Annotated in this window: 22 protein-coding genes and 1 pseudogene; 6 read left to right on the top strand and 17 right to left on the bottom strand. The window is 59.4% G+C overall.

Annotated features, from left to right (window positions below; genetic code table 11):
- Positions 1-147 precede the first annotated feature (147 nt).
- Complete coding sequence (locus tag OKW35_RS48120; RefSeq protein ID WP_429555803.1) at positions 148-996, bottom strand: hypothetical protein; 849 nt, start codon at positions 994-996, stop codon at positions 148-150.
- 246 nt (positions 997-1,242) lie between these two features.
- Here OKW35_RS48120 and OKW35_RS48125 point away from each other — a divergent pair, with 246 nt between their 5' ends.
- Together OKW35_RS48125 and OKW35_RS48130 are read left to right on the top strand one after the other, a co-directional pair.
- Positions 1,243-2,265, top strand: coding sequence for an IS110 family transposase (locus OKW35_RS48125; protein ID WP_429555804.1), 1,023 nt, complete (start codon positions 1,243-1,245; stop codon positions 2,263-2,265).
- Positions 2,266-3,540: 1,275 nt separating this feature from the next.
- Positions 3,541-3,849 (top strand): hypothetical protein, encoded by a 309-nt coding sequence (locus OKW35_RS48130; RefSeq protein WP_429555805.1) that lies wholly within the window; start codon positions 3,541-3,543, stop codon positions 3,847-3,849.
- A gap of 33 nt (positions 3,850-3,882) precedes the next feature.
- Here OKW35_RS48130 and OKW35_RS48135 read toward each other — a convergent pair whose 3' ends face one another.
- From OKW35_RS48135 to OKW35_RS48150, 4 genes are all read right to left on the bottom strand, one after another.
- On the bottom strand, positions 3,883-4,119 hold the full coding sequence (locus OKW35_RS48135; protein WP_429555806.1) for a hypothetical protein: 237 nt from the start codon (positions 4,117-4,119) through the stop codon (positions 3,883-3,885).
- Positions 4,120-4,424: 305 nt separating this feature from the next.
- The gene (locus tag OKW35_RS48140) at positions 4,425-4,871 is read right to left on the bottom strand and encodes a hypothetical protein (protein ID WP_429555807.1); all 447 of its coding nucleotides are present in this window, start codon (positions 4,869-4,871) and stop codon (positions 4,425-4,427) included.
- Between the two features lie 32 nt (positions 4,872-4,903).
- Complete coding sequence (locus OKW35_RS48145) at positions 4,904-5,242, bottom strand: hypothetical protein (protein WP_429555808.1); 339 nt, start codon at positions 5,240-5,242, stop codon at positions 4,904-4,906.
- Positions 5,242-5,445, bottom strand: a complete 204-nt coding sequence (locus OKW35_RS48150; protein ID WP_429555809.1) for a helix-turn-helix transcriptional regulator — start codon at positions 5,443-5,445, stop codon at positions 5,242-5,244. The genes OKW35_RS48145 and OKW35_RS48150 overlap by 1 nt, the downstream gene beginning before the upstream one ends.
- A 198-nt stretch (positions 5,446-5,643) precedes the next feature.
- Between OKW35_RS48150 and OKW35_RS48155 the strand changes: the two genes are divergently transcribed.
- The 3 genes from OKW35_RS48155 (at position 5,644) to OKW35_RS48165 (ending at position 8,555) form a co-directional block, all read left to right on the top strand.
- On the top strand, positions 5,644-6,591 hold the full coding sequence (locus tag OKW35_RS48155) for a hypothetical protein (protein WP_429555810.1): 948 nt from the start codon (positions 5,644-5,646) through the stop codon (positions 6,589-6,591).
- A gap of 216 nt (positions 6,592-6,807) precedes the next feature.
- Positions 6,808-8,367 (top strand): hypothetical protein, encoded by a 1,560-nt coding sequence (locus OKW35_RS48160; RefSeq protein ID WP_429555811.1) that lies wholly within the window; start codon positions 6,808-6,810, stop codon positions 8,365-8,367.
- Positions 8,364-8,555, top strand: coding sequence for a hypothetical protein (locus tag OKW35_RS48165; protein WP_429555812.1), 192 nt, complete (start codon positions 8,364-8,366; stop codon positions 8,553-8,555). The genes OKW35_RS48160 and OKW35_RS48165 overlap by 4 nt, the downstream gene beginning before the upstream one ends.
- A 313-nt stretch (positions 8,556-8,868) precedes the next feature.
- Here OKW35_RS48165 and OKW35_RS48170 read toward each other — a convergent pair whose 3' ends face one another.
- From OKW35_RS48170 to OKW35_RS48215, 10 genes and pseudogenes are all read right to left on the bottom strand, one after another.
- On the bottom strand, positions 8,869-10,320 hold the full coding sequence (locus tag OKW35_RS48170) for an IS1182 family transposase (RefSeq protein ID WP_429555813.1): 1,452 nt from the start codon (positions 10,318-10,320) through the stop codon (positions 8,869-8,871).
- 185 nt (positions 10,321-10,505) lie between these two features.
- A pseudogene (locus OKW35_RS48175) lies at positions 10,506-10,627 on the bottom strand (IS6 family transposase); the annotation flags it as partial.
- A 121-nt stretch (positions 10,628-10,748) separates the two neighbouring features.
- Positions 10,749-11,183 (bottom strand): hypothetical protein, encoded by a 435-nt coding sequence (locus OKW35_RS48180; RefSeq protein ID WP_429555814.1) that lies wholly within the window; start codon positions 11,181-11,183, stop codon positions 10,749-10,751.
- Between the two features lie 622 nt (positions 11,184-11,805).
- Positions 11,806-13,110 (bottom strand): MFS transporter, encoded by a 1,305-nt coding sequence (locus tag OKW35_RS48185; protein WP_429555889.1) that lies wholly within the window; start codon positions 13,108-13,110, stop codon positions 11,806-11,808.
- A gap of 44 nt (positions 13,111-13,154) precedes the next feature.
- Positions 13,155-13,787, bottom strand: a complete 633-nt coding sequence (leuD, locus tag OKW35_RS48190; protein WP_429401560.1) for a 3-isopropylmalate dehydratase small subunit — start codon at positions 13,785-13,787, stop codon at positions 13,155-13,157.
- A gap of 2 nt (positions 13,788-13,789) precedes the next feature.
- Positions 13,790-15,214, bottom strand: coding sequence for a 3-isopropylmalate dehydratase large subunit (gene leuC, locus OKW35_RS48195; RefSeq protein WP_429555815.1), 1,425 nt, complete (start codon positions 15,212-15,214; stop codon positions 13,790-13,792).
- Positions 15,215-15,260: 46 nt separating this feature from the next.
- Positions 15,261-16,121 carry an alpha/beta fold hydrolase gene (locus OKW35_RS48200; protein ID WP_429555816.1) on the bottom strand — a complete coding sequence of 287 codons (861 nt, stop codon included), beginning with the start codon at positions 16,119-16,121 and terminating at the stop codon, positions 15,261-15,263.
- Positions 16,114-16,713 carry a VOC family protein gene (locus OKW35_RS48205; RefSeq protein ID WP_090812162.1) on the bottom strand — a complete coding sequence of 200 codons (600 nt, stop codon included), beginning with the start codon at positions 16,711-16,713 and terminating at the stop codon, positions 16,114-16,116. Before OKW35_RS48205 ends, OKW35_RS48200 begins: the two co-directional genes overlap by 8 nt.
- A gap of 33 nt (positions 16,714-16,746) precedes the next feature.
- Positions 16,747-17,907, bottom strand: a complete 1,161-nt coding sequence (locus tag OKW35_RS48210) for a CaiB/BaiF CoA transferase family protein (protein ID WP_429555817.1) — start codon at positions 17,905-17,907, stop codon at positions 16,747-16,749.
- Positions 17,908-17,937: 30 nt separating this feature from the next.
- On the bottom strand, positions 17,938-18,753 hold the full coding sequence (locus tag OKW35_RS48215; RefSeq protein ID WP_090812160.1) for a citryl-CoA lyase: 816 nt from the start codon (positions 18,751-18,753) through the stop codon (positions 17,938-17,940).
- Positions 18,754-18,940: 187 nt separating this feature from the next.
- On the opposite strand from OKW35_RS48215, the gene OKW35_RS48220 reads away from it, so the two are divergent.
- Positions 18,941-19,840, top strand: a complete 900-nt coding sequence (locus OKW35_RS48220; protein ID WP_429555890.1) for a LysR substrate-binding domain-containing protein — start codon at positions 18,941-18,943, stop codon at positions 19,838-19,840.
- Between the two features lie 25 nt (positions 19,841-19,865).
- Here the strand turns inward: OKW35_RS48220 and OKW35_RS48225 are convergent, their stop codons facing one another.
- Complete coding sequence (locus tag OKW35_RS48225) at positions 19,866-20,108, bottom strand: DUF6429 family protein (RefSeq protein WP_090812276.1); 243 nt, start codon at positions 20,106-20,108, stop codon at positions 19,866-19,868.
- Positions 20,105-21,199, bottom strand: a complete 1,095-nt coding sequence (locus OKW35_RS48230; protein WP_184069115.1) for an IS630 family transposase — start codon at positions 21,197-21,199, stop codon at positions 20,105-20,107. Before OKW35_RS48230 ends, OKW35_RS48225 begins: the two co-directional genes overlap by 4 nt.
- Between the last annotated feature and the right edge of the window lie 28 nt (positions 21,200-21,227).

The following is a 21,227-nucleotide window of genomic DNA, read 5'->3' on the forward strand; positions in this document are numbered from 1 at the left end:
CACGATCGAGCGCGGTGCTCATCTCGGCCGCGCACGCGATGCAAAAGGCATGAGCCGACCCAAGGCTGCCCGATGGCTATCTGTAAAGCGGCCGTTCAACGGTCAATCGCCGGGCTACAGATCAGCAATTGGAGTAGCACGCCAGCTCTACTTTCCCGCGCCTTTCACCCCGTCGGCGGCTAGCAGAATCCATAGGTCAATTTTGCGCTGTGTGTCCTCAGGCAATTTTACGCGCAGAGCTGGCCAGAGCTGCCCCATGCCTTCGATCGCCTTTGCCATGAAAGGCATACAGTACTGGAGCGGTAGCGACATTATCTGCAATGCGCCGGGATCGCCTGCGTGAGTCAGTCGCAATTGGCTCAACGCGAACGGCAGCGTATGCACGTACTGAGATAACTGCATGATCACGCTGAGGTAGTAATCGTGATTGATCCCGCTCGACTGATTGCGATCGCTTTGGATGCGGATGTACGCAGGCGCTTCGCTGGCAGTAATTTTCTGCTGAACTTTCTTTGATAGCTTTTCGTAGAACGGATGGGCCATCGCAGCGTCACGTAGCATTTTCGCGTCATCCCGGAGTTGCTCAATGTCCGGACCTGCCGCACCGATACCATCTAACATGGTCAGCCGATGTTCCTTGTCATGAAGCTCCCATAACAGAATTCGCATTTCACGTTCGGGATCAGTCACAGGTTGCAATGCGATATACGCGAGCGCATCGAATGACTCGACCAGAGTACGAGCGATCGCGCATGCGGCACCGATGTCCCACAGCTCCGGATTCGAACCGTTTTGAAGCGTCGGCGAAATGCGTCGCAGGCTTATTGCGTGGCAGACCATCTTCGTGAAGATGACTTCGGCATGTTTCAGATGCTCTTCGACGACCTTTCGCCCGGTCAGACGTCTGGAAAAGCCGCAGGCTGCGTCCAGAATCAGGTCATATTCAGCCAGTATCGCGGTGTATCGGCTGATGGTCATCTGATTGTTATTCGCCATTCCTCCGTCCATGGTGGAGTGCACTCCCGTAAGTGTATCGAGTTGTAGTTTCTGTTTGAAACGGAAAACAATCGTAGATTGCTGACGATGTTCGTTGCTGTTTCGGCTGTCCGCAGTTGGCCGAGATGGAATGGACACCGCCCTCCCTCCGGGGAAGTGGGCACGATTGAGGGCCCCCCGGACCGAACGGCATCAATGTGCCAAAGTGGAGTTGCGACACAACCACTTGAGGAACGGAGGCCCCAGATGAATGCTACGACATATGGACTCGACATTGCAAAACGGGTGTTCCAGTTGTACTGGGTCGACGCCCAAACCGGCGAGATCGCGAATCGGAAGTTCGGACGTGAAGATTTAATTGCATTTCTGGCACAGCGCCCCGCCGGCCGCGTCGCCCTCGAGGCGTGCGGAAGTGCTCACTGGTGGGCGCGTAAAATCCGCGCGCTCGGACACGAGGTGGTGCTATTACACGCTCAATTCATTCGACCGTTCGTGCAAACGAACAAGACCGACGCGGCGGACGCCCGGGCAATCTGGACTGCAGTGCAGCAACCCGGCATGCGCACGGTTGCCGCCAAGACAGAGGATCAGCAAGTGATGCTAAGCCTTCATTGTATGCGCTCGTTGCTCGTCAAGTTTCGAACGATGCAGATAAATCAGCTGCGTGGGTTGCTGTATGAGTTCGGCGTTACGTTTCGTGCAGGACGCGTAGCAGGACTCGACGAGATCAGAGAGCGCATGGCAGAACTCGAAGACGCACTGCCACGATCAATAGTTCTTAACCTTCTCGAACAGTTGCGTCGCATCAACCTGTTGGAGGAGGACATCAATCAACTCGAGAAGCGCATTGGCACCTGGCAGAAACACGAAGCGGCTTGTCGAGCGATCTCCGAAGTACCGGGCATCGGCCGTCTCACTGCAACGGCCTTGGTAGCAACAATTGGAGACGCGAAAACATTCAGGTCGGGGCGCGAGTTCGCGGCGTTTCTGGGGCTTGTTCCTCGCCAGAACGGTACAGGCGGAAAGATCCGGTTGGGCTCGATCTCCAGGCGAGGCGATCCATACCTGCGTACGTTATTGATACATGGGGCACGTTCTGTTCTGTGTCACACCAAGATACCAACCGCATGGCAAAAGGCGATACAGGTGAGACGTCCAGCAAATGTAGCAACAGTGGCCTTGGCGAACAAAATGGCACGAATCGCCTGGGCGATCCTCGCGCATGGGACCTCGTACGAAGAGCATCATGTAAGCCACAGACCCGCATAGCAGGATGAGCACTTTGACGCGTTGAGGAACTGGTAGGTTGCTAGGGTCGATTTCAATGTGATGGCGAGACAGGTCGGACCGCAGGAACGCAAACCTGAACACAGTCTTGTGCTTCAAGCACGTGGCCGAGATGAGGACGTTCCTGGCGAATTCCATCAGGGCCCGCAGCTTCGGCTTGCAAAAGGCCGCATATAAGACCGCAGCCGATACCTCGTTAAGGCATCACATCAAGATCAACTTGGCAAACCGGACGGTGTCCATATAAGGCCGTGTGAAAACGCATGCGGAATGCGGTGCTCGAAAAAATTGACCCTCCAGATCGCTCTGTGTTGACCTGGTGGCAACTCGGGAAGGGTAAAGCGACACCCAAAAACCGAGTACTTTTGCGTTTTCACACGGCCTCGGCCGGACTGCGACCATCAACGACTGCGTATCTCGCGTCACCCCGGCCCGAGCGTCATAGATCCGGATCATCCGCCTGAAAACAGGTCGGCTCGCTTCAAGACAGAGGCCGGCGCTCATTTCGGCCTGGGAGCAGCCTCGGCTGCCATCTCCTCGGCCGGAGCTTGTCGCCCGAGCGGCTGACAGAGGTCGAGCATTGCGCTAACAAATCTCGCCGCGGCAAAAGCTATCTTGAACGCCTCAATTAGGTCGTCCGACACGATGGGATCTATTGACCTGTCCACGCCGACTAGGCTGCACCCTTAATGGCACTTCACACAAACCGGTGCGCGAGCTGGTACGGGCGGGCAACGTGGACGACCGGCGCCAACATGCGCTATCGTGTATGCAAGGTGTCCGGGCCGGCCGCAACGAGGAGTCGTACGATGCAATCTGTAATCGAAGCTTTCGAGCGCCGCATGACGCGGAGGCTGTACGCGGTCGCTGTCGCCGTCATACTCGCGGAAGCGCTGCTTGGGCACTTCTGGACCTAAGCGCCGCATCTAAGTCCTAGTTGCGCCTCACGCACCTCGCCATAGTGGACGCGCATGATGTCCTCGCTATTGTGCAGCGAAACCACCACTCACCCGATGGCCTCGCCGAGGAGAGAATCCTAGAGCAAACCACCAGCGCGGCCACGAAGCGCATGGGGTAGGATCGGCGGGACCGTAACAGAGGGTCGGCATTACATTGGCCCTTTTCCGTTGCAAGTCGTTGATTTCAAGGGCTCAAAATTGAGCCTCACACGGGGAGCAGCGATGGACGACTTAGATTCCGCAAAGGCACTGGTATTCGGCTTCAGCGCCTTCACGTGCCAGATAACGAGGCTATTGGATGGCCGGGGAACTGAAGGGCGGCGACCCAGTGGTGACGATCCGCGAACACGCCGAGCAAATGGCCCCGTTCCTCTGCCTCACACCCGCGCAGTCGGTCCTTTGGATGAAACTGCTGCCAGACGAATCACTCTTGTGGGGCGTGGGGCCCGGCATCCTAATGCGGGTCGGCGCGGAAACAATCACGGCGCTCGAACTCATCGAGGGCGGCGGCGACGAAGACATAACCTTGTCCAGGCTCGCAATCGTCCTTAACGATGTCTGCAGCAAGCTCACAGCCCTGCCGGCGCCCTCGCATCAATCGGCGTAGGTGCACGCATCAGCGCACCACGCCGAGCCCGTCTTAGCCACGCCACTCTTCGATTACATTGATCCACGCGGATTCGGTCGCCTTCAGCCAGACGCCATTCGCGCCCTCCTCCCACGTGTACGTCTTTTGGCGCATCACCGCACCCTGCTCGAAACACGTGTCTGTGAGCACGTGGCTATTCGCGTCGTACGTGTATTGGTGCGGCAACGCGCCGGGTTCAAACGTCACGCCATTCGCGTCCTTCACCAGGAGCCTTACGCCTTCTGCCATTTCATTGCCTTTTGATTCCCTATTTTGGTTTCACTCCGCAGGAGTGGTTGCACAAAAGGATGGCATCACCTCCGAGCGGCGCGCGGGCAAAAAAGAGCCCACTTGCGAGAAGTGGGCGAATCGGTTTTTGGATTGATACGCGGGCTTGGACCACCAATTCATGCTGGCGTCACGGGTCGCGGCGTGGGCGCTTACGTCGCGGGCCGTCCCTAACGAAAAACCCCGGGGCTAGCCGACCTGGCCGTTAAGGCAAATCGACTTGAGCATTTTGCTAGGGCTGTACAGCGTAAATACCGAAGTGCGGCTCACAGCGCGCGGGTTCGATGCAAGGTGGCACGCGAGACGCGCTGCACGGCTTGGCACAGCTTGGCATCGAGTTCGGCGATCACGGCATCGAGTTCGCGCGCTTGGATTTCAGCCTCTTCCTTGCGGGCGGCCAAATCTGCGGCCTGCGCAGCGGCGGCGGCACTGGACAACGCCTCAGAGCGCGTCTTCAGGGCAGCTTGCGATTGATTCAGAAGGTTCTGAATGTCAGCTTGGTCGTCAGTAGCCAAGCGAAGCTGCATGGCCCACTTGCCCGACGGATCGCCGTTTGCCTTCGTTTCACGGACAGCTTCTTCGCCCCTCGCGCGGGCTTCTGCCATACGAACCAGCAGCGCGGAATTTGCCTCCATGGCCTGTTGGAGCGAGGTAGCCGCTTCGGTGTGAGTGATGCCGGCGCGTGCAACGTTTTCGAGTGCTTGAGTGGTCATCGCAAATACTCCTATGGGATTCAGATATTGGGTTAGACGAACGACGAGCGCGTATCGGGAATGGCGCGTACAGTCAGGTAAGAGCGGACAGCATCAAGGCGCGCATTGCGGGCCTCCTGTAGCGTTTTCAATGCCGAGCGAATAGCAGCCTCGCGCTCGGCATCTTCGGACGCCACAGCGGCGCGTTTCGCGGCTTCTGCGGCGGCCTCTTGATTGGCGAGGCGCTGCATTTCAGCCTCAAGCTCGCGAACGTATTCGCGCAGCTTGGCCGTAGGGTCGCCAGCAGTGAGCGCCTTCGTGAGCGCCGCACGGGTGGCTTCGATCTTCGCCTTCAGTTCAAACACATTCGCCTCCGTTTTCTTCGTTGCCATCACTTCTCCGTTTGCGGCTCGCTTGCCGCGCTCAACCAGTTCAAAATCGCCGACTTCAGCCAGCGCTTCCGTTTGCCCAGCAGGATCGGCTCAATGAACGAGCCATCCTTGACCATCCCGTTGAATGTGGACCGGCTCACCGTCAGCAGCGTGGCGACCTCGTCAGCATTCAGGAGGATCGGGCCGTCGTCACTTGTGCTCACGGCTCCTCCGTAGATTCGAGTTAATTCGAGTTGAATCGACCCATAGCCGTTACTCTCGCGTCACGACACGCGACGGCAAGCCAATTTGTGCAGACGCGAATAATAGCCCTCAGATTCGAGTGGATTGAATTTCTGGATTTGAAATGGGGAGAGCGGCGCCGCAGCCCGCAAAGCATGTTCGTGTCCGCACGATTTCGCTTGACGAAACTCGTCAAAACCAACGCGGGACGCCGCAAAGGAACCCAACCCATGTATCACCAATTCAGCGAGAGCAGTCCGTCGCATCTTCGGCTCATGGCCCAGCTTGGCAATGACGTGCAAGAGCAAATGGGCAAGAGCCAAACCCATGCCAGTTTGCTTCACAGCACGTTGCGCAACGCAGGTAACACGCACGCTTCATCGCATGCGCCCGCAAATCCGCAGCGCGTAATTCAGCGCAGCGCCGTATCCGATATCGACCGCGAAGCAGAGCGCAAGTACGGCGAGCGCATGAGGGCATTGCAGCGCCAACGCGCCAACCGTGGGGATAGCCGCCAGGACGCCGAACAACTTCACCGCATGAGCAAAGCGCGCGCCAATGGCGGCGTCGTTAGCGAGGAGGACGACGAAGAAATGGTTGACGGCGCGCCAGTGTCGCCCTGCTCGTTGTCAAAGTCCATGCACGTAGGCGCTTTCAGTCGTTTGCGCGCGGGCTTGCACAGCTTCATGAAAGCGCAGTCGAGCGATCACACGGACGACTTCGCCACGCGTTACGGCATGCCCACCGCACACGTTGCGCACGTCGCCGAGCCTGTACACGTACAGCGCTCGGCAGTCGCTAAGCCGACCATCGCGGCCCTCACCAAATCAATCGAAGCCACGCGTCAGCGCGTGGAAAAAACCTTGGGAATTTCACCGATGCGCCGCGTAGCAAAGGAAATCGCCACCACTGCCCCTCTCGCCAAGAGCCTTCCCACTGGCCCAGTGCGCGGCCTGCGCATGGCAGCCCCTCAGTACAGCGCGGAGCACGTCGAGGGCGCGGCGCAAATGGCGCTCGCACACGGGGCCATTGATGCGCAATCCGCCCAGATGATCGCCAACAGCCTCGCGCTTGGCGGCGTGGGCGCAGTGCCCAGCGCGTTGATGGCGAAGCTGCGCGGCGAGTAACCGGATTGGTTTTGAGCCCGTTGAATGAGCCCGGTTCGCCGGGCTTTTTCATGTCGAATAGTTGTACGAAAACCTCGATTCAATAAGGTTTTCTGGACACATCCACGCGCCCCGGCAGTGACGCCAGCCTCTATCCATTGCAACTAGATAGACAGGCGGGCGAACATGGGATACAGGGTAGAAGTACGCGACCGCCAGGAAGGTGTACGCCGGGCCATGGTCGCCCCGACCATCACACAGACCGACCCGGCGAAGATCGTCTATTTCGACCGCGAAGTCTACGGCCTCAAACAGCGAGTGTTCGATTGCGAGCGCATCTCGGCGCAGGTAACGCAGGAACAGTGCGCGGCCTCCTATCTTCGCAATAACATTGGCTCCGGATGTCATAGTTGCTCAATTGGTCACCACTTCAGCGGCGGCGCACCAATCGCCGAAGACAGGCACTCGGCGGTCAACAAATCACTCGGCCTTTCCTGTATCCGCTGTGAGCGCAGCGGGCACGATGCGATGCGCTTTGTGGGACGTTTCCGCCTGACCCGCAAACACACGATCTGCGTTTCGTGCCTGAATCGCGAGCTTGAATGCGTCAAGGGCTCGAATAGCAAAGGCGCGGCTCCGTGCAAGTGGGCGCACCTGAAGCACGCGACGATTACCATCGAGAATGAAGCCGGCGAATGGCAAACGCTCGATATCGGTCTGCGCGCAGGTCGCGGCGAGTGCGAGCGCTATGTCGCCCGCGTCCATCCCGGTTGCTCCTTGGTGGAGGTCTTCATTGGCGGTCGCGCGGTGCAGCCCAGCGAGGTCGATCCGACGCCCGTAGAGTGGTACGGCGCGGCCAGCCGCAAGGCGCGTGAAACTGTCGCACGCAAGCACAAGCCCAAGCCGCTGCCCGTCGCGTCAGACCGCGAAGCCGCCCGGAATATTGATGCGTCATTCGCTACTGCAGCGAAGCCTGTTGATTGGGACGACCGGGAAACGCCGCTCTACGCGAGGTCCGCGCCGTCCGACGAAAGCGACGCCGATAGCAGCCGTCAAGCGCGCCGCTGCGGATGGTTGCCGCCTACGTCCGAAGAGCACGACGCAGCCTATCGTGTGTCGTTCAATGAGCCCGCACTTGATCCTGAATCCATCGCAGCGTTTTGGGACCTTACCGCAGACGGCCTGCCGGAGTTTGTCGAATGGCTTTGCGAAGACTGGCCTGCGTTCAAGAGCACCGCCGAATGGGAGCCGAGCGCCGCAGACAAGGCAATCCTGAACCGGGGCCTGTCCGATCACCGAGTTGACTGCGCAGTGTACGGATATCCGAAGAGGCAGCAAGAGGCCGCGAAGCCGCCCGCGACCGCACCAGATGCCGTGGCATCGCCCGAAGTGGTCGATCCTGCCGTGAGCGATTCTGAGCGGACTGAGCCCGAATCCGAATGGGCTGGATGCTACCTCGTACGCGACGGCATGACGACGTACGTTTGCGACTACGCCAAAGAGCGCGGCATCAGCGATGAAGAGGCGGCCATCGTGCTCGGCATGTGCGATCCTTACTACTCCGACGAGCCAGAGCCCGCCGCGGCCCCGGAACCGGAACCCGCGCCGGAGCCCGTGAAGGCCGAGCCCGCATGGCAGCGCGAGAAGAAACTGACGAAGGCCGAGAAAAAACGCCTGAAAAAGCAGGAGTGTTCTGCTCGCCTGCATGGCAATCCGCAGCCCGCACCGAATCGTATGGCCGCGAAACAGACGGCCATTGCCGCGCGTGCTTACGCCCTTCTGCAGGCTGGCAAATGAAGCTCACCGACACGCCGGGCCGCGTCTATCGCATGGGCGTCCCTGTGCCGACCGGAAGGGACTATGCAGCCGCCTGGCAGACTGCGCCGAAGCCCGGACCGAAACCGTTCGTTCGGTGCTTCCCGCGCGTGATCGGCACCGACGGCAAGCCAGTCAGCCGCGTATGGCGCGCATACGCAAACGCATGACGCCACGCTAATCCATTCTGACCATCACGTACAAAGCCCTATGAAAAACGTCTATATCCAGCCACTCACCCACCGCAGTCAAAGCTTGATCCGCCAGGATAGCCCGCTGTCTATGTGGCTGCAGCAATACTGCCGTGATCGTCGGCTACATGCGAAGAGTCGCGCCGCTCAATGTCCCTGATCGGCCGAGGCCGTGTAAAAACGTGTGAGCCGGCAGTCTGTCGAGCGACTGGTGAGGCCGCGCCTTCGCAGCTTCCTGTTGTCTACGACTGAACTGATTGCGCCACGCCAGCAAGCATAGGCAGGTGTGAGATTACGCGCCTGCGAGCTTCATCGCTCGCAGTGTCTTTGTAAATCCGAGGATCTTCATGACGCGTTTGCGGTTGTACGCCAGCACATGCAAGCTCATTTCAGTCGAGACGTTCGCAAGCCTGCGCATCTGGAAGTGGGTTGAGCCCATCCAGTGCTTCAGCGTGCCAAAAACGTGTTCGACCGTTCGTCGCCGTATTGTCATCGCGTCAAGCTGACGATCCAGTTTGCGTTGCATTCTGTCGAGTACCGCTTCGTGTTCCCATCGGCGAATGCGCCGATACGGCGCCGGCGTGCACTGCTTTCTGAGTGGACAGTGTGGGCAGGCACTGCTCCAGTAGGTCCGCAATTTCAGCAGATTGGCACTCTCCAACGAGGTGTAGCGGTATATCGCGCGTTGCCCTGCCGGACACAGATACTGGTCGTCTCTGGCAATGTAAATGAAGTCGGCCCGGTCGAAGCGGCCGTCAGCCTTTGCACCGGAGGTTTGTGATTTCGGCACCAGTGCCACAATGCCCGCGTCGTCGCATGCCTTGATCTCTGGTGCGCTGAAATACCCACGGTCTGCCAGTGCCTTGATTTTCTTCTTGCCCATCGCGTCGCGCGCCGCTTTGGCCATCGGGCTCAACTGCGTCCGGTCGTTACCGACATTCGTGACTTCGTGGGTAACGATGAGATGGTGCCGGGCGTCGACGGCGACCTGAACGTTATAGCCAACCACGCCTGTACCCTTGGCTTGAGAGATCATCGAGCGTGAATCCGGGTCGGTCAACGAGATCTGCTTTTCTGGCAGATCATTCAGAAGCTCCGCTGCACGATCCAGATCACGCATCTGTTCACGCAACGTTTCGATCTTCTCCCGTAGGCGTTCAGTCTTCGCTTCTACCTCGACTGGTTGGGTGCGATCGGCGGTCTCGAGCGCGTCCAGATAACGCTGGATGCTTTGCTCGATCTGCTCCTGACGTCGTGCAATCTTGTTGGGCGTGAAGTTGTTGTCGCGGCTGTTGACCGCCTTGAACTTGCTGCCGTCGATGGCGACGACCGCTTGTGTGAACAGCTTCAAGTTCCGGCATATCATCACGAAGCGACGGCACACGTTGCGAATGCCTTCGCCATTGCTTCGCCTGAACTCGGCAATCGTCTTGAAGTCTGGCGCAAGCCGGCCGGTCAGCCACATCAATTCAACATTGCGCTGGCACTCCCGCTCCAGGCGTCGGCTAGACTGCACCCGATTGAGATAACCGTAGATATAGATCTTGAGCAGCACGGCCGGGTGGTAAGAAGCTCGGCCGGTGCTCGCCGGCGTGGTGCCTTCGAATCCGAGGGATGACAGTTCGAGTTCCTCGACGAATGCGTCAACAATCCGCACAGGGTTGTCTTCAGCGATGAAGTCATCGAGACACTCTGGCAGTAGTGTCGTCTGACTGCGTTGCGCACCTTCGACAAATCGCCCCATCTGCGCCTCTCGTTTCAGCAGCTTGATTCAGTCTAGGTTCAGTCTAGGTGATCAAACGCGTTTTTACACGGACTCGACCCACTTCGGCCGTTAGACGCGCGAACAAGTGAGCGGCAGCTTTCGACGGGCACAACGGTCATCCGTTGGTCCGCGGCTGCCGGCACGGCGCCGAACTTCTCGCATCAGCGCCCCATCGTCTCGTAGCTGACGATCACGCCGCGCTCGAACAGTAACTCTTCGATGTCGCGCAGGCATAGCTGGAACCGGAGATATCAGCGTGCCGCGCAGTTGATGACGGCACCCGAATACGGTGGCGGTGATAGAGCGGTTTCGAGTTCTATATCGTCTCACTCTACCAGCACGTCCGGTTACCGTAACACTGCCGTCCACCATTGTGGCTCGAGGCTCCACTCAAATTTGGAAAATGCCTACGGGACATTGCGCGAAATCCAGTTGGTGACGACATCGGCAATTTGCAGATTGTTCCGGTCCTGCGTCAGCATGTGGGAGTTCCCGTGCATTCCGAGTTGGGTCGTCTCTACGATGTCCACGTGCCCACCCGCATCGTTCACGGAGGCTGCAAATGCCTTGCATGCCGCATGATGCGCAGCCCAAGGGACTGATTGCTCAATGAAGTCACCGTAGATGAGCAGAATGGGAAGTTTGACGTACGGCTTCGGGTCGGCGTTTGCAGCAGGACATGCCGTAGGCTCGACAGCCACGATGGCAGCAACTCCTACAGCACCACCTGTCACCGCCTGGAACGGATAAAATCCGGACTGCGAGTGGCTGACGAGAACTGTCTTCTTCAATCGCTTGGAAGGCAATCCCAGTGAAGGCAGTGTGGGGTTCGGCGTCGACATGAAGTAAGCTCAGTCAGGAACCATCTGCTTCCAGAACTCGTCCTGCGCTTCCCCTGGATACTGCAGGCGAGGATACGCCTCCGGATACCGCGGTCCAAATCGGAAAAGCGTCCACGCAAATTCGCGACCAACCGAAAAACCGGCGGGAAGCGCTTCGGGCGGAAGTATTCCGGTTTTCACTGCCCCGATAGACGCTGCGTTCGCAGCAGACGGTCCGCGAGCAGCCTGGCCCACGACGTAGCTCGGGAATCCCTTGCGAACGAAGTATTCGGCCCACCCCATCCGACCATTGGGCGTCGTCTCCCATACCGCTCAAGTCAGGCAGCAACCGTGGACGAAGACCACTGACGCACTGTGTGGATGTACGGGTATTTGATACTGGACATACATCTGCTCCACAGTAACGGTCCCCTTCGGGTCAGCCTGCGAAAGCGTCGACAAGGTATCTGACGTGATGTCCCCGCCGCCACGAAGAAGCTTACTTCTTTCGCAATAGTCAGAGGCTTGTCTATGTCGATACTCTGCGCCAACGCCGGGTATGAGGTCACGCATTACGCAGCGAGTATCAACACTAGTGCCACCTTTGCGATAAGCGACAAACAGCTCTCCTCGAATCTTGCTTTCATTTCGCCGCGTTATTGCGCATCGCCACTGCGATGACTGCCGCGCCGCACATCAGGACGAACGCCACCAGGTACGAACCAGCGCTTATCTCATGCGTGAGCGCTGTCAGTGAGCCGATCGCGGTCGGAGCCGTGAGACTGCCGAGCTGGCCGATGCTGGATATCAGGGCGATCGAGCCCGCGGACGCTGTACCGGACAGGAAGGTTGCCGGAATAGTCCAGAAGATTGCTGTACACGTCAGGTACCCGATGGCGACGAGAGCCAAGCCAGCGATTGCAGGTCCGAAGGAAGAATGTGTTGCGCCGATAAGCACCGCCCCGAGAGCCGATACCAGTGCGCAACTAGCGAAGTGCAAACGACGCTCGTTCCGGGCGTCCGAGTGCCGGCTCACCACCAGCATACCTATTGCGCCAATGAAATACGGAACAGCGGACAACAAGCCGATGTGCCACGGATTCGCCACGCCCGCCTCACGAATGACGGACGGCGCCCAGAAATTGAGAATGCTTCCCGCCCATGTGATGGCGAAATACCCGAAGGCGCAGACATACACTCGCCAATTTTTTAGCGCCGCGCCGAAGTGTGAAATCTGGTGGGAAGTGGAGTCGGACTCACCTTCCAGCTCCCGGACAACGATGGCCTTTTCGTGTGCCGACAGCCATTTCGTGGTCTGCGGGCTATCTGGCAGATACCATAAGGCGCACAGCCCAACAAGCACGGGCGGGACGCCTTCCAGAAGGAACAGCCACTGCCAGGCATGCAGCGCATGCCACCCTTCAGCATTGTTCAGAATCCAGCCTGAAACCGGGCCGCCAGTAATACCAGCGACCGCAATCCCGAGCACAAAGGCAGAAAGCACTCTCGCACGATACCGGTTAGGGAACCAGGTCGTCAGGTAGTAGACAATGCCCGGGAAAAAGCCAGCTTCCGCAATGCCAAGAGCAACCCGTGCGATATAGAACTGGGTCGGATTGCGCACGAACATCATCGAGAGAGACACCAATCCCCAGAGAACCATGATGCGAGCTATCGTCTTTCGGGCTCCGATCCTGCGGAGCAGCAGGCTGCTGGGAACCTCGAACAGCACGTACCCCACGTAGAAAATTCCGACGCCGAAGCCGTAAGCAGCTTCGGTAAGTCCGAGGTCGTTCTTGAACTGCAGATGGGCGAAGCTGACGTTGACGCGGTCAATGTAGTTCAGAACGTAGCAGAAGAACAGGAACGGAATGAGCCGTAACGCAATCCGTTTGAAAAGTGCGTCCGCGGTTGCGGATTGAGCAATACTCCCTCCACTCGAGCTCACCTCAGTGCTTGCGAGTGGTGCGTCCAATATTCCATCCTGCCGAGTCAGAGCCACGGTCGTCCCCCTAAATACGTTGCCTCAAAATTTGTAATCTCTTCTGCGTGCTTTAACGTAGCACCAACCTCGTCAATACCCTCGATAAGATGCGTTCTCTGGGCTAGCTCCATGTCGAAGTGGGCACGAAATCCATCGGAGGCCGACACCGACCGCCTAAGAAGGTCCACGCAAAGTTGATAGCCAGGCGTTTTATCTACCGCCTTAAACAGGTAAGAAATTTCATCGCCAGTCAGAACAACCGGAAGCATCCCGTTCTTGCAGCAATTGTTGTAGAAGATATCGGCGAAGCTTCGCGCAATCAGGACGCGGAATCCGTACTGCTGAAGAGCCCACGGCGCATGTTCGCGCGAGCTGCCACAGCCAAAATTTCGACCGGCGAGAAGTATCGACGCACCCGCGTAGCGCGGTCGGTTCAGGACGAAATCCGGCTTAGGCAACCGCTCCGTCGCCGGCTTCCCGTAGTAACCGGAGTCTTCGAACCGCCATTCGTCGAACACATACGGCCCGAAGCCGGTCCGGGCGATAGCTTTCATGAACTGCTTCGGCATGATGGCATCGGTGTCGACGTTGTCCCGCTCCAGCGGGACGGCGATGCCGGTGTGAGTGACAAATGGCTGCATGACTAGGTTTCCTGACGCGGTTTCAGGGCGCGTACGTCAACGAAATGACCCGCGACAGCGGCCGCTGCAGCCATTGCCGGGCTGACCAGGTGCGACCGTCCGCCGGCGCCTTGCCGACCTTCGAAGTTGCGATTCGATGTTGATGCGACCCGTTCGCCTGGCTCCAGATGGTCAGGGTTCATTCCGAGGCACATCGAACAACCGGCTTCTCTCCACTCAAATCCGGCCCCGATGAAAACCTGGTCCAATCCTTCTTGTTCCGCTTCCCGCTTGACTGCACTGGAACCGGGCACCGCGAGAGCGAGGCTGATATTCGGCGCCACATGGGCGTTGAGCGAACGCAGCACGTCGGCAGCAGCGCGCAGGTCCTCAATTCGCCCATTGGTGCAGGAGCCAATGAAGACCTTGTCAACTGAGATATCCGTCATGCGTGTGCCCGGCTTCAAATCCATATAGCGCAGTGCAAGCTCATAGCCGGTGCGCCGGTTCTTGTCCGCCAGGGTCGCGGGGTCGGGGATGCAATCCTCGATGCCCACGACCATCTCAGGTGACGTCCCCCATGTGACTTGCGGCGTCAGGGATGACGCATCGAGAGTGACGTGTGCGTCGAAAGACGCGTCATCGTCCGAGCGCCACGCGCCCCACTCAGCCGCAGCTTTTACCCAGTCCTGCCCCTTTGGCGCGTAGGGGCGACTGCGACAGTAGGCAAGCGTTGTTTCGTCGACTGCAACCAGTCCGGCTCGCGCTCCAGCCTCAATGGACATATTGCACAGGGTCATCCGTCCTTCCATCGAAAGGGCATCGACGACGGGACCAGTGAATTCGATTGTGTGACCGGTCGCCCCAGCCGTACCAATCTTGCCGATGAGAGCAAGCGCAACGTCCTTCGCGCTGCAACCGGACGGGAGTGCTCCGGTCACCACCACGCGCATGTTCTTGCTGCGCCTTGTCAGCAGCGTCTGGGTGCCAAGTACGTGTTCAATCTCAGACGTCCCGATGCCGAACGCCAAAGTGCCGAACGCACCGTGTGTGCTCGTGTGCGAATCGCCGCACACGATAGTCATTCCAGGCAGCGTGGTGCCCAACTCAGGACCGACGACGTGGACAATTCCCTGTCGCTCATCGTCCATGCCGAAATGCTGGATGTTATGGGTCTTGCAATTCTCGCGCAGTCTTTCGACCTGAATGCGGGCAGTCTCGTCGGCGATACCTGCCAAGCGGTCGGTTGTGGGCACGTTGTGGTCCGCGACCGCAAGAGTCGATCTGGGTCGCCAGACGGCGCGCCTCTCCATGCGAAGCGCTTCGAACGCTTGCGGACTGGTCACTTCGTTCAAAAGGTGACGGTCAATGTAGAGAAGCGTAGAACCGTCTGGCTCCGCACGCACGGTATGCTTGTCGAAAAGCTTGTCATAAAGGGTACGGCTCATTGCATTTTCCTCGGCCATCAGCGTCGGCCACACGATCGTGCTGCAATCAGGCGCCCGACGCGAATCTGAGCAACTCGGCGCCGAAGCGCTGCGGGTTTTCCAGAAACGGCGCGTGCCCGCTGTTTTCGTAGATGGAAAGGCGGGCATGCGTGACCAGTCGGCCTAGTCGCGCGGCGAGCGCGGGCAAGACAACGCGATCCAATTTGCCGTGCGTCACCAGCACGGGAATGTCGAGTGCCGCGATGACGCTGTCATAGTCGAGCACCCTGCGCCGCATCCAAAGACGATGCTCGGGCGAGACCAGCCGCACCGCGGACGCAATCGACTCGAAACTCGCGTTGTCGGGACCGATTCGCAGGACGTCGGAAACGAACCGTGCGGCGGCGGCCTCGGCGCTCCTCGGCTCGCTCGAACAGAGCGCTTCGAGACACAGGTGGTCCGGCCCGATCGCCGTGGGGTCGGCCACGCTCGCCGCGGCAACGAGATTGATGCCTGCGAGCGTCCCCGTTCCGTAGTAGCGGATGTAGTCGAACAGCATTCTTCCACTGTACGACCACGCCACGACGGTCGGGCGGCGAACCCCGCTCGACTCGATCACGGCGGCCATGTCGTCGGCCCACAGTTTGCCGTCGAGGTAACTGTCCGCTGTACTCGCACGCCCCGACGCGCCATGGCCGCGCAAATCGGGGACGATGAAACGGCACGCTTCCAACAGGGATGCCTGCTCGTAAACTGGCGCCCAGACGCTGTGATCGAGTGAGAAGCCATGCAGCAAAACGATCGGGATACCCGACCGATTGCCCCAATCCCAATAGGCGATAGGCAAGCCGTCGCTTGAGACACCCTTCCCGCGCCGCAGTTTGCAGTCGGCGGTCCGGCTGCCTGTCGCGGACAGTGCGTCAGGCATTTGCGACGTCCCCATAGTGCTGCGCGCGCAACGCCCGCCACTTTTCCATGTCGGCATCGACCAACTGGTACCTGTCGGCAAAGAACCGTTCGCTCACCGGCACGTTCGTTGCAAATTCGAGGCGCAGTCCGTTCGGATCGTAAAAGTAGATCGAACGGCAGTAGCCATGGTCGATCTCGAACACCTCGACGCCCGCACCTTCGAGCTTCTTCTTGTAAGCATCGATCGTCGCGTCGCCGCCTTCGACTTCCATCGCGATGTGATGGCAGAACTGGTCGACCTCAGCGAAGTCTGCCGGCTTGAAATGCACTGGATAGTCGAAGAACGCAAGCGCGCTTCCGTCGGCGAGTTCGAAATACAGGTGCATGTAGGGCTTCGGCTCGTTGGTCAGCGGGTCGATGGGTTCGATGCATGCCGCGACAAGCGGGAAGCCCAGAAGGCCCTCGTAGAACGCACGCGTTTCCTCTGCGCTACGGCAGCGAAACGCGTGATGGTGAAGCATCTTCACCTTGTTGCTGGCGCGCCGCTGCTGCGCAATGGCGCGCGCCTTCTCGATATCGATATTGCTCGGGGTCCAATTTTCCAGACTCATTTTTGCTCCTCCAGATGGTTAGCTGCGCACCCTTTACCGGTCCTTTTCGTATGGTCGGGTGGCGCGCCGCAGTTCGTTGCGAATTTCGCTGTCGTGCTCGTTCAGTAACGGCGGGGCCGTGACGTCGGATTCACGCTTGCCGTCAAACGTCACCGGGAACCGTATGGTGCGGAACGGCCCCATCTCCGGGTGCGTCGTCGCCACTTCGAGCCCGAGGTGTTTGACCTGGGGATCGGCAAGTGCTTCGCGTGTGTCGTACATCGGGGCATGCGGTACGTCTTCGGCGGCCAGCCGTTCGCACCAGACATCCCGCGTTTCCGACGCGAAGATCTCGCGCAAGAGAACGATCAGATCTTCGTAATGCTCGATGCGCGCTTCACGCGTAGCAAAGCGCGGGTCGAGGAAGATGTCGGGGCGGCGCATCGCCGTCGCAAGGCCTTGCCAGAACTTCTCGGGCGACGACATGTGCAGCGCGACCCATTTGCCGTCCGCGCAACGGAGCACGTAAGACTGCGAAACGCTCGGCCGGCTGAACGGGCCCATCACTTCGCCCTCGGACAGCAGGTGGGTGAACGCGTCCAGATTGAAGTGGCACATCGCTTCGACCATCGACACCTCGACGGAGCTCGCACGCCCCCTGCGCCCGCGTTCGTAGAGCGCGCCGAGAATGCCGAACGCCGCATAGTAACCGGTCATCGCATCGGCTACCGCGGGGCCGACGACGCGTGGATCAGCGGGGTTCACGAGCAGGTTCAGATAGGCACTCGTCGCTTGCGCGACGGTATCGTAACTGGGCCGCTGAGCGGCCGGTCCGGTTTGCCCGAAGCCGCTGATTGCGCAGTAAACGAGGCGCGGATTGAGTTCGCGAAGCCTTGCCTCGCCAGCGTTCAGCCGCTCTGCAGCGCCGGGACGGAAGTTCTGGATATAGACATCCGCGCTCCGGATCAGATCATCGAATACGGCCTGGTCTTCGGGGAGCTTCTGATTGAGCGTAATGCTGCGTTTGTTACGGTTGTAAGTCTGGAAATGAGGACTGTACAAGCCGCCGCGGAACGCGCGAAACGGATCTCCCGTACCGGGCTGCTCCACCTTGATGACGTCCGCACCCATGTCGGCGAGAATCATCGCAGCAGCCGGGCCCGTGATGAAAGTGCCCTGCTCGATGACTCGCACGCCCTGCAGTACCTTGTTCATGTTGCTGATTCCAGTCGAATAGGAAGACACTTACTCGGAGGCAGGGCCGGTCCCGGTCTGCGCGGCCGGGACGCCATCGAAGACGAGTTCGCGCGTCGCCTGATAAGAAAGCGCGAAGCCGATCGGCCGCTCGAGTTCCTCCGTTAGATGCGCGATAAGGCCAGCGGTGCGAGCAAGAATCGGCACGCCTTTCAATGCGGCAAGTGGAAAGCCGACGCCGAGCAGCACGGCCGGGATCGCGGCCGAGACATTGAGCTTCAGTTCCTTGCCGATCACCTGCGGAATGGCGCGCTCGACCGCTTCGGCGATGGCGACGTACCGCAGATTGATGGCGCGGTCGCGCGCGACCGAAAAGAGCGCGTCGACGCGGGGATCGCGCGCCTTGTGTAGCGGGTGGCCATAGCCGGGAATGGCACGCTTCGCGGCGCGGTACTCCTTGACGACAGCGAGCGCAGCGGCGTTGAGGTCGCCGTCGTTGCCGGCGCGCTCGGAGACTTCGCTGAACATCCGTCCGGCCGTTTCCGCCGCGCCGAGAATCACGGAGCCGCACCCGAGAATGCCGGCTGCAACCGCGCCCTGCAGTGCGTCAGGCGCCGCGGCGAGCGTCATGCGGCTCGCCTGCACGCTGGGCACGAGACCGTGCTCAGTGATGGCGACCAGCGTCGCGTTCAGGATCGCCGTCGCGTTCTCCGACGGGCGCGATCCGGTCAGGAGCAGGTAGAAGTACTCTGTCAAGGAGATTTTGCCGATCAGGTCGCGGCACAGATCGGCGCCGCGCACGGTGATCGAATGCTCGTCTGATGTCGAGATTGCTGTTCTGGGTATGGTTTCCTTGCCGATCTTCATTTCACGCTCCTCAATTGCAGCCCCGCAAAGCACCGCTGCCGCGATGGGCCTTCTCCGCCGTCCGCGTGCCGATAAGGACACCCGGTCTTGTAGCGAAGGATAGCCAGGCGGATTCAGTTGTTGAAATGATGATTTTGCATCGATACAATCGATGTCATCGATTGTTACGCTGGACTTGCGACGCATTATGGAACTCCGTCATCTGCGCTACTTCAAGGCGCTGGCCGATTGCCTTAACTTCACGCGCGCGGCGGAGCGAGTTCACGTTTCGCAATCAACGCTTTCGCATCAGATCAAGCAACTCGAAGACGAACTCGATCAACAGCTATTCGAACGCGTCGGCAAGAAGGTGGTGTTGACGGAGCCGGGCGAACTGTTCCTTGGCTTTGCGACGCAGGCGCTCGAGGCGGTCGATCAGGGACTCGGCGCGCTGAAGGAATCAGGCGGCGTGCTCGGCGGCGAAGTGCGTGTCGGGGCAACGCATACGTTCAACCTCGGATTCATTCCCGACTGCGTCGCGACATTCCTTGCGCAGTTTCCGGCAGCGAAAGTGACGGTCAAGGAATTGTCTGCTGACGACATCATCGCTCAGCTCACGGCCGATCAGCTGGATTTCGGCATCGCTTATCGTCCGCCCGAGCGCAACGACCTATGGTTCGAGCCGCTTTATAACGAGGAGATGGTGCTCGTCGTGTCGGACGAGCATCCGTTCGCAGGCCGCAAACGCATTCGGCTCGTCGAGCTGCATCATCAGCAGATGGTCCTGCTGCCGAACGAGTTCACGACGCGCGTCATGTTGAACGAATGCTTTCAGGCATCCGGGGCAGAGCCGCAGGTCATCGTGGAGATGAATACGATCGCGCCGATGCTGGGGCTCGTCGCGCGCACGAAGATCGCCGCGATCGTTGCAGCCAATGCGGTCGCCCACCAACCGGGGCTCAACGTCATCCCGCTGGAAAGTCCAACGCCGATCCGAACGCCCGGCATCCTGCGCAAGCGCAGCAAGAAACAACAATCTCTCCACGTGCGGTCCTTCTGCTCCATCGTCAGGAAGCTGGCTTCGCATCGAAACGCGAAGCCGCGCTAGTGTCCTGAGTTAGAAGTTCGTTGAATCAATTCTCTGTTCTTTCCGGAATGACAAAGTGCTGATTAAAAAGTCGCTCGGATTCGCGCAGTCCTTCTTCCGTAAAGATCACGGACTTCGTCTTGTTGACTGGGTCTTCGATGAGGCCTCGTTCATGGAGCCGGTTCAGCACATCCCAGTCGAAGCCCTTCCATGCACGGTATCGGTCATGCAGGGTCAGGTAGAGGAGCGCGAGGGAAACTTCATCAATTGCGTCGGTATTGATATTCATGATGCTCCTGCCGCAGCCTTGCGGACGCGCACACAAAACCGTTCGAGGCTGGCCAGGATCTCATCGGCCGACTTGCTCCAGACAAACGGTTTGGGGTTCGCGTTATAGACATCCAGATAATGACGGATCGCGTCTTCGAGTTGACGTGTCGACCGATGCGTACCGCGTCGAAGGTATTTTTCAGTGAGCGCGGCAAACCATCGTTCGACCTGGTTAAGCCACGACGCCGAGGTGGGTGTGAAGTGAACATGGAAGCGAGGATGACGAGCGAACCAGGCTTTGATCGAGGGCGTTTTGTGCGTGCCATAGTTGTCCATTACCAGATGCACCTCCAGGTAAGACGGCACGCTGGCTTCGATGGTGCGCAGAAAGCGCACAAATTCGCTGCTGCGATGGCGCCGATGTACCTCGCCGATTACTTCACCAGTAGCGATGTCCAGCGCCGCGAACAGGGTGGTCGTACCGTGGCGCATGTAATCGTGGGTACGTCGCTCAGGGATGCCGGGTGCCAACGGCAACATGGGTTGCGTGCGATCGAGCGCCTGAATCTGGCTCTTCTCGTCCACGCACAGCACCATGGCCTTGAGCGGCGGGTCCAGGTAAAGCCCGACGATATCCCGCACCTTGTCGACGAACATCGGATCGCTGGAGAGCTTGAACGTCTCCTGCCGATGCGGTTGCAAGCCAAAAGCACGCCAGATTCGTGTGACCGCTGTCTGCGACAATTTCATTTCGCGAGCCATCGTGCGCGTGCTCCAGTGAGTCGCTCCGACAGGCACGGACTCGAGCGTCTTCGCGATGACCGCATCGACGCGCGCGTCATCAATCGTCCTCGGTGCGCCGGGCCGTGGTGCATCAAGCAGGCCGTCCACACGATGGCTCACGAATCGCGCCCGCCACTTCGAAACCGTTTGCTGTGTGACCCGCTGTTTCGCCGCAACTGTCTTGTTGTCCATGCCATCGGCACAGGCCAACACGATGCGCGCCCGCAATGCCAGGGCCTGCGCGGTCTTGCGTCGCATCGTCAGCGCTTGCAGGTCTTCGCGCTCCGAATCGCTCAGCACGAGTTCCCCTTTGGACCGTCCACTCATCGTTGCCTCCGCGTATCAAGTGCTACAC

The organism is Paraburkholderia sp. MM5477-R1 (assembly GCF_050436385.1).
In the GTDB taxonomy this organism is placed as follows: Bacteria; Pseudomonadota; Gammaproteobacteria; order Burkholderiales; family Burkholderiaceae; genus Paraburkholderia; species Paraburkholderia tuberum.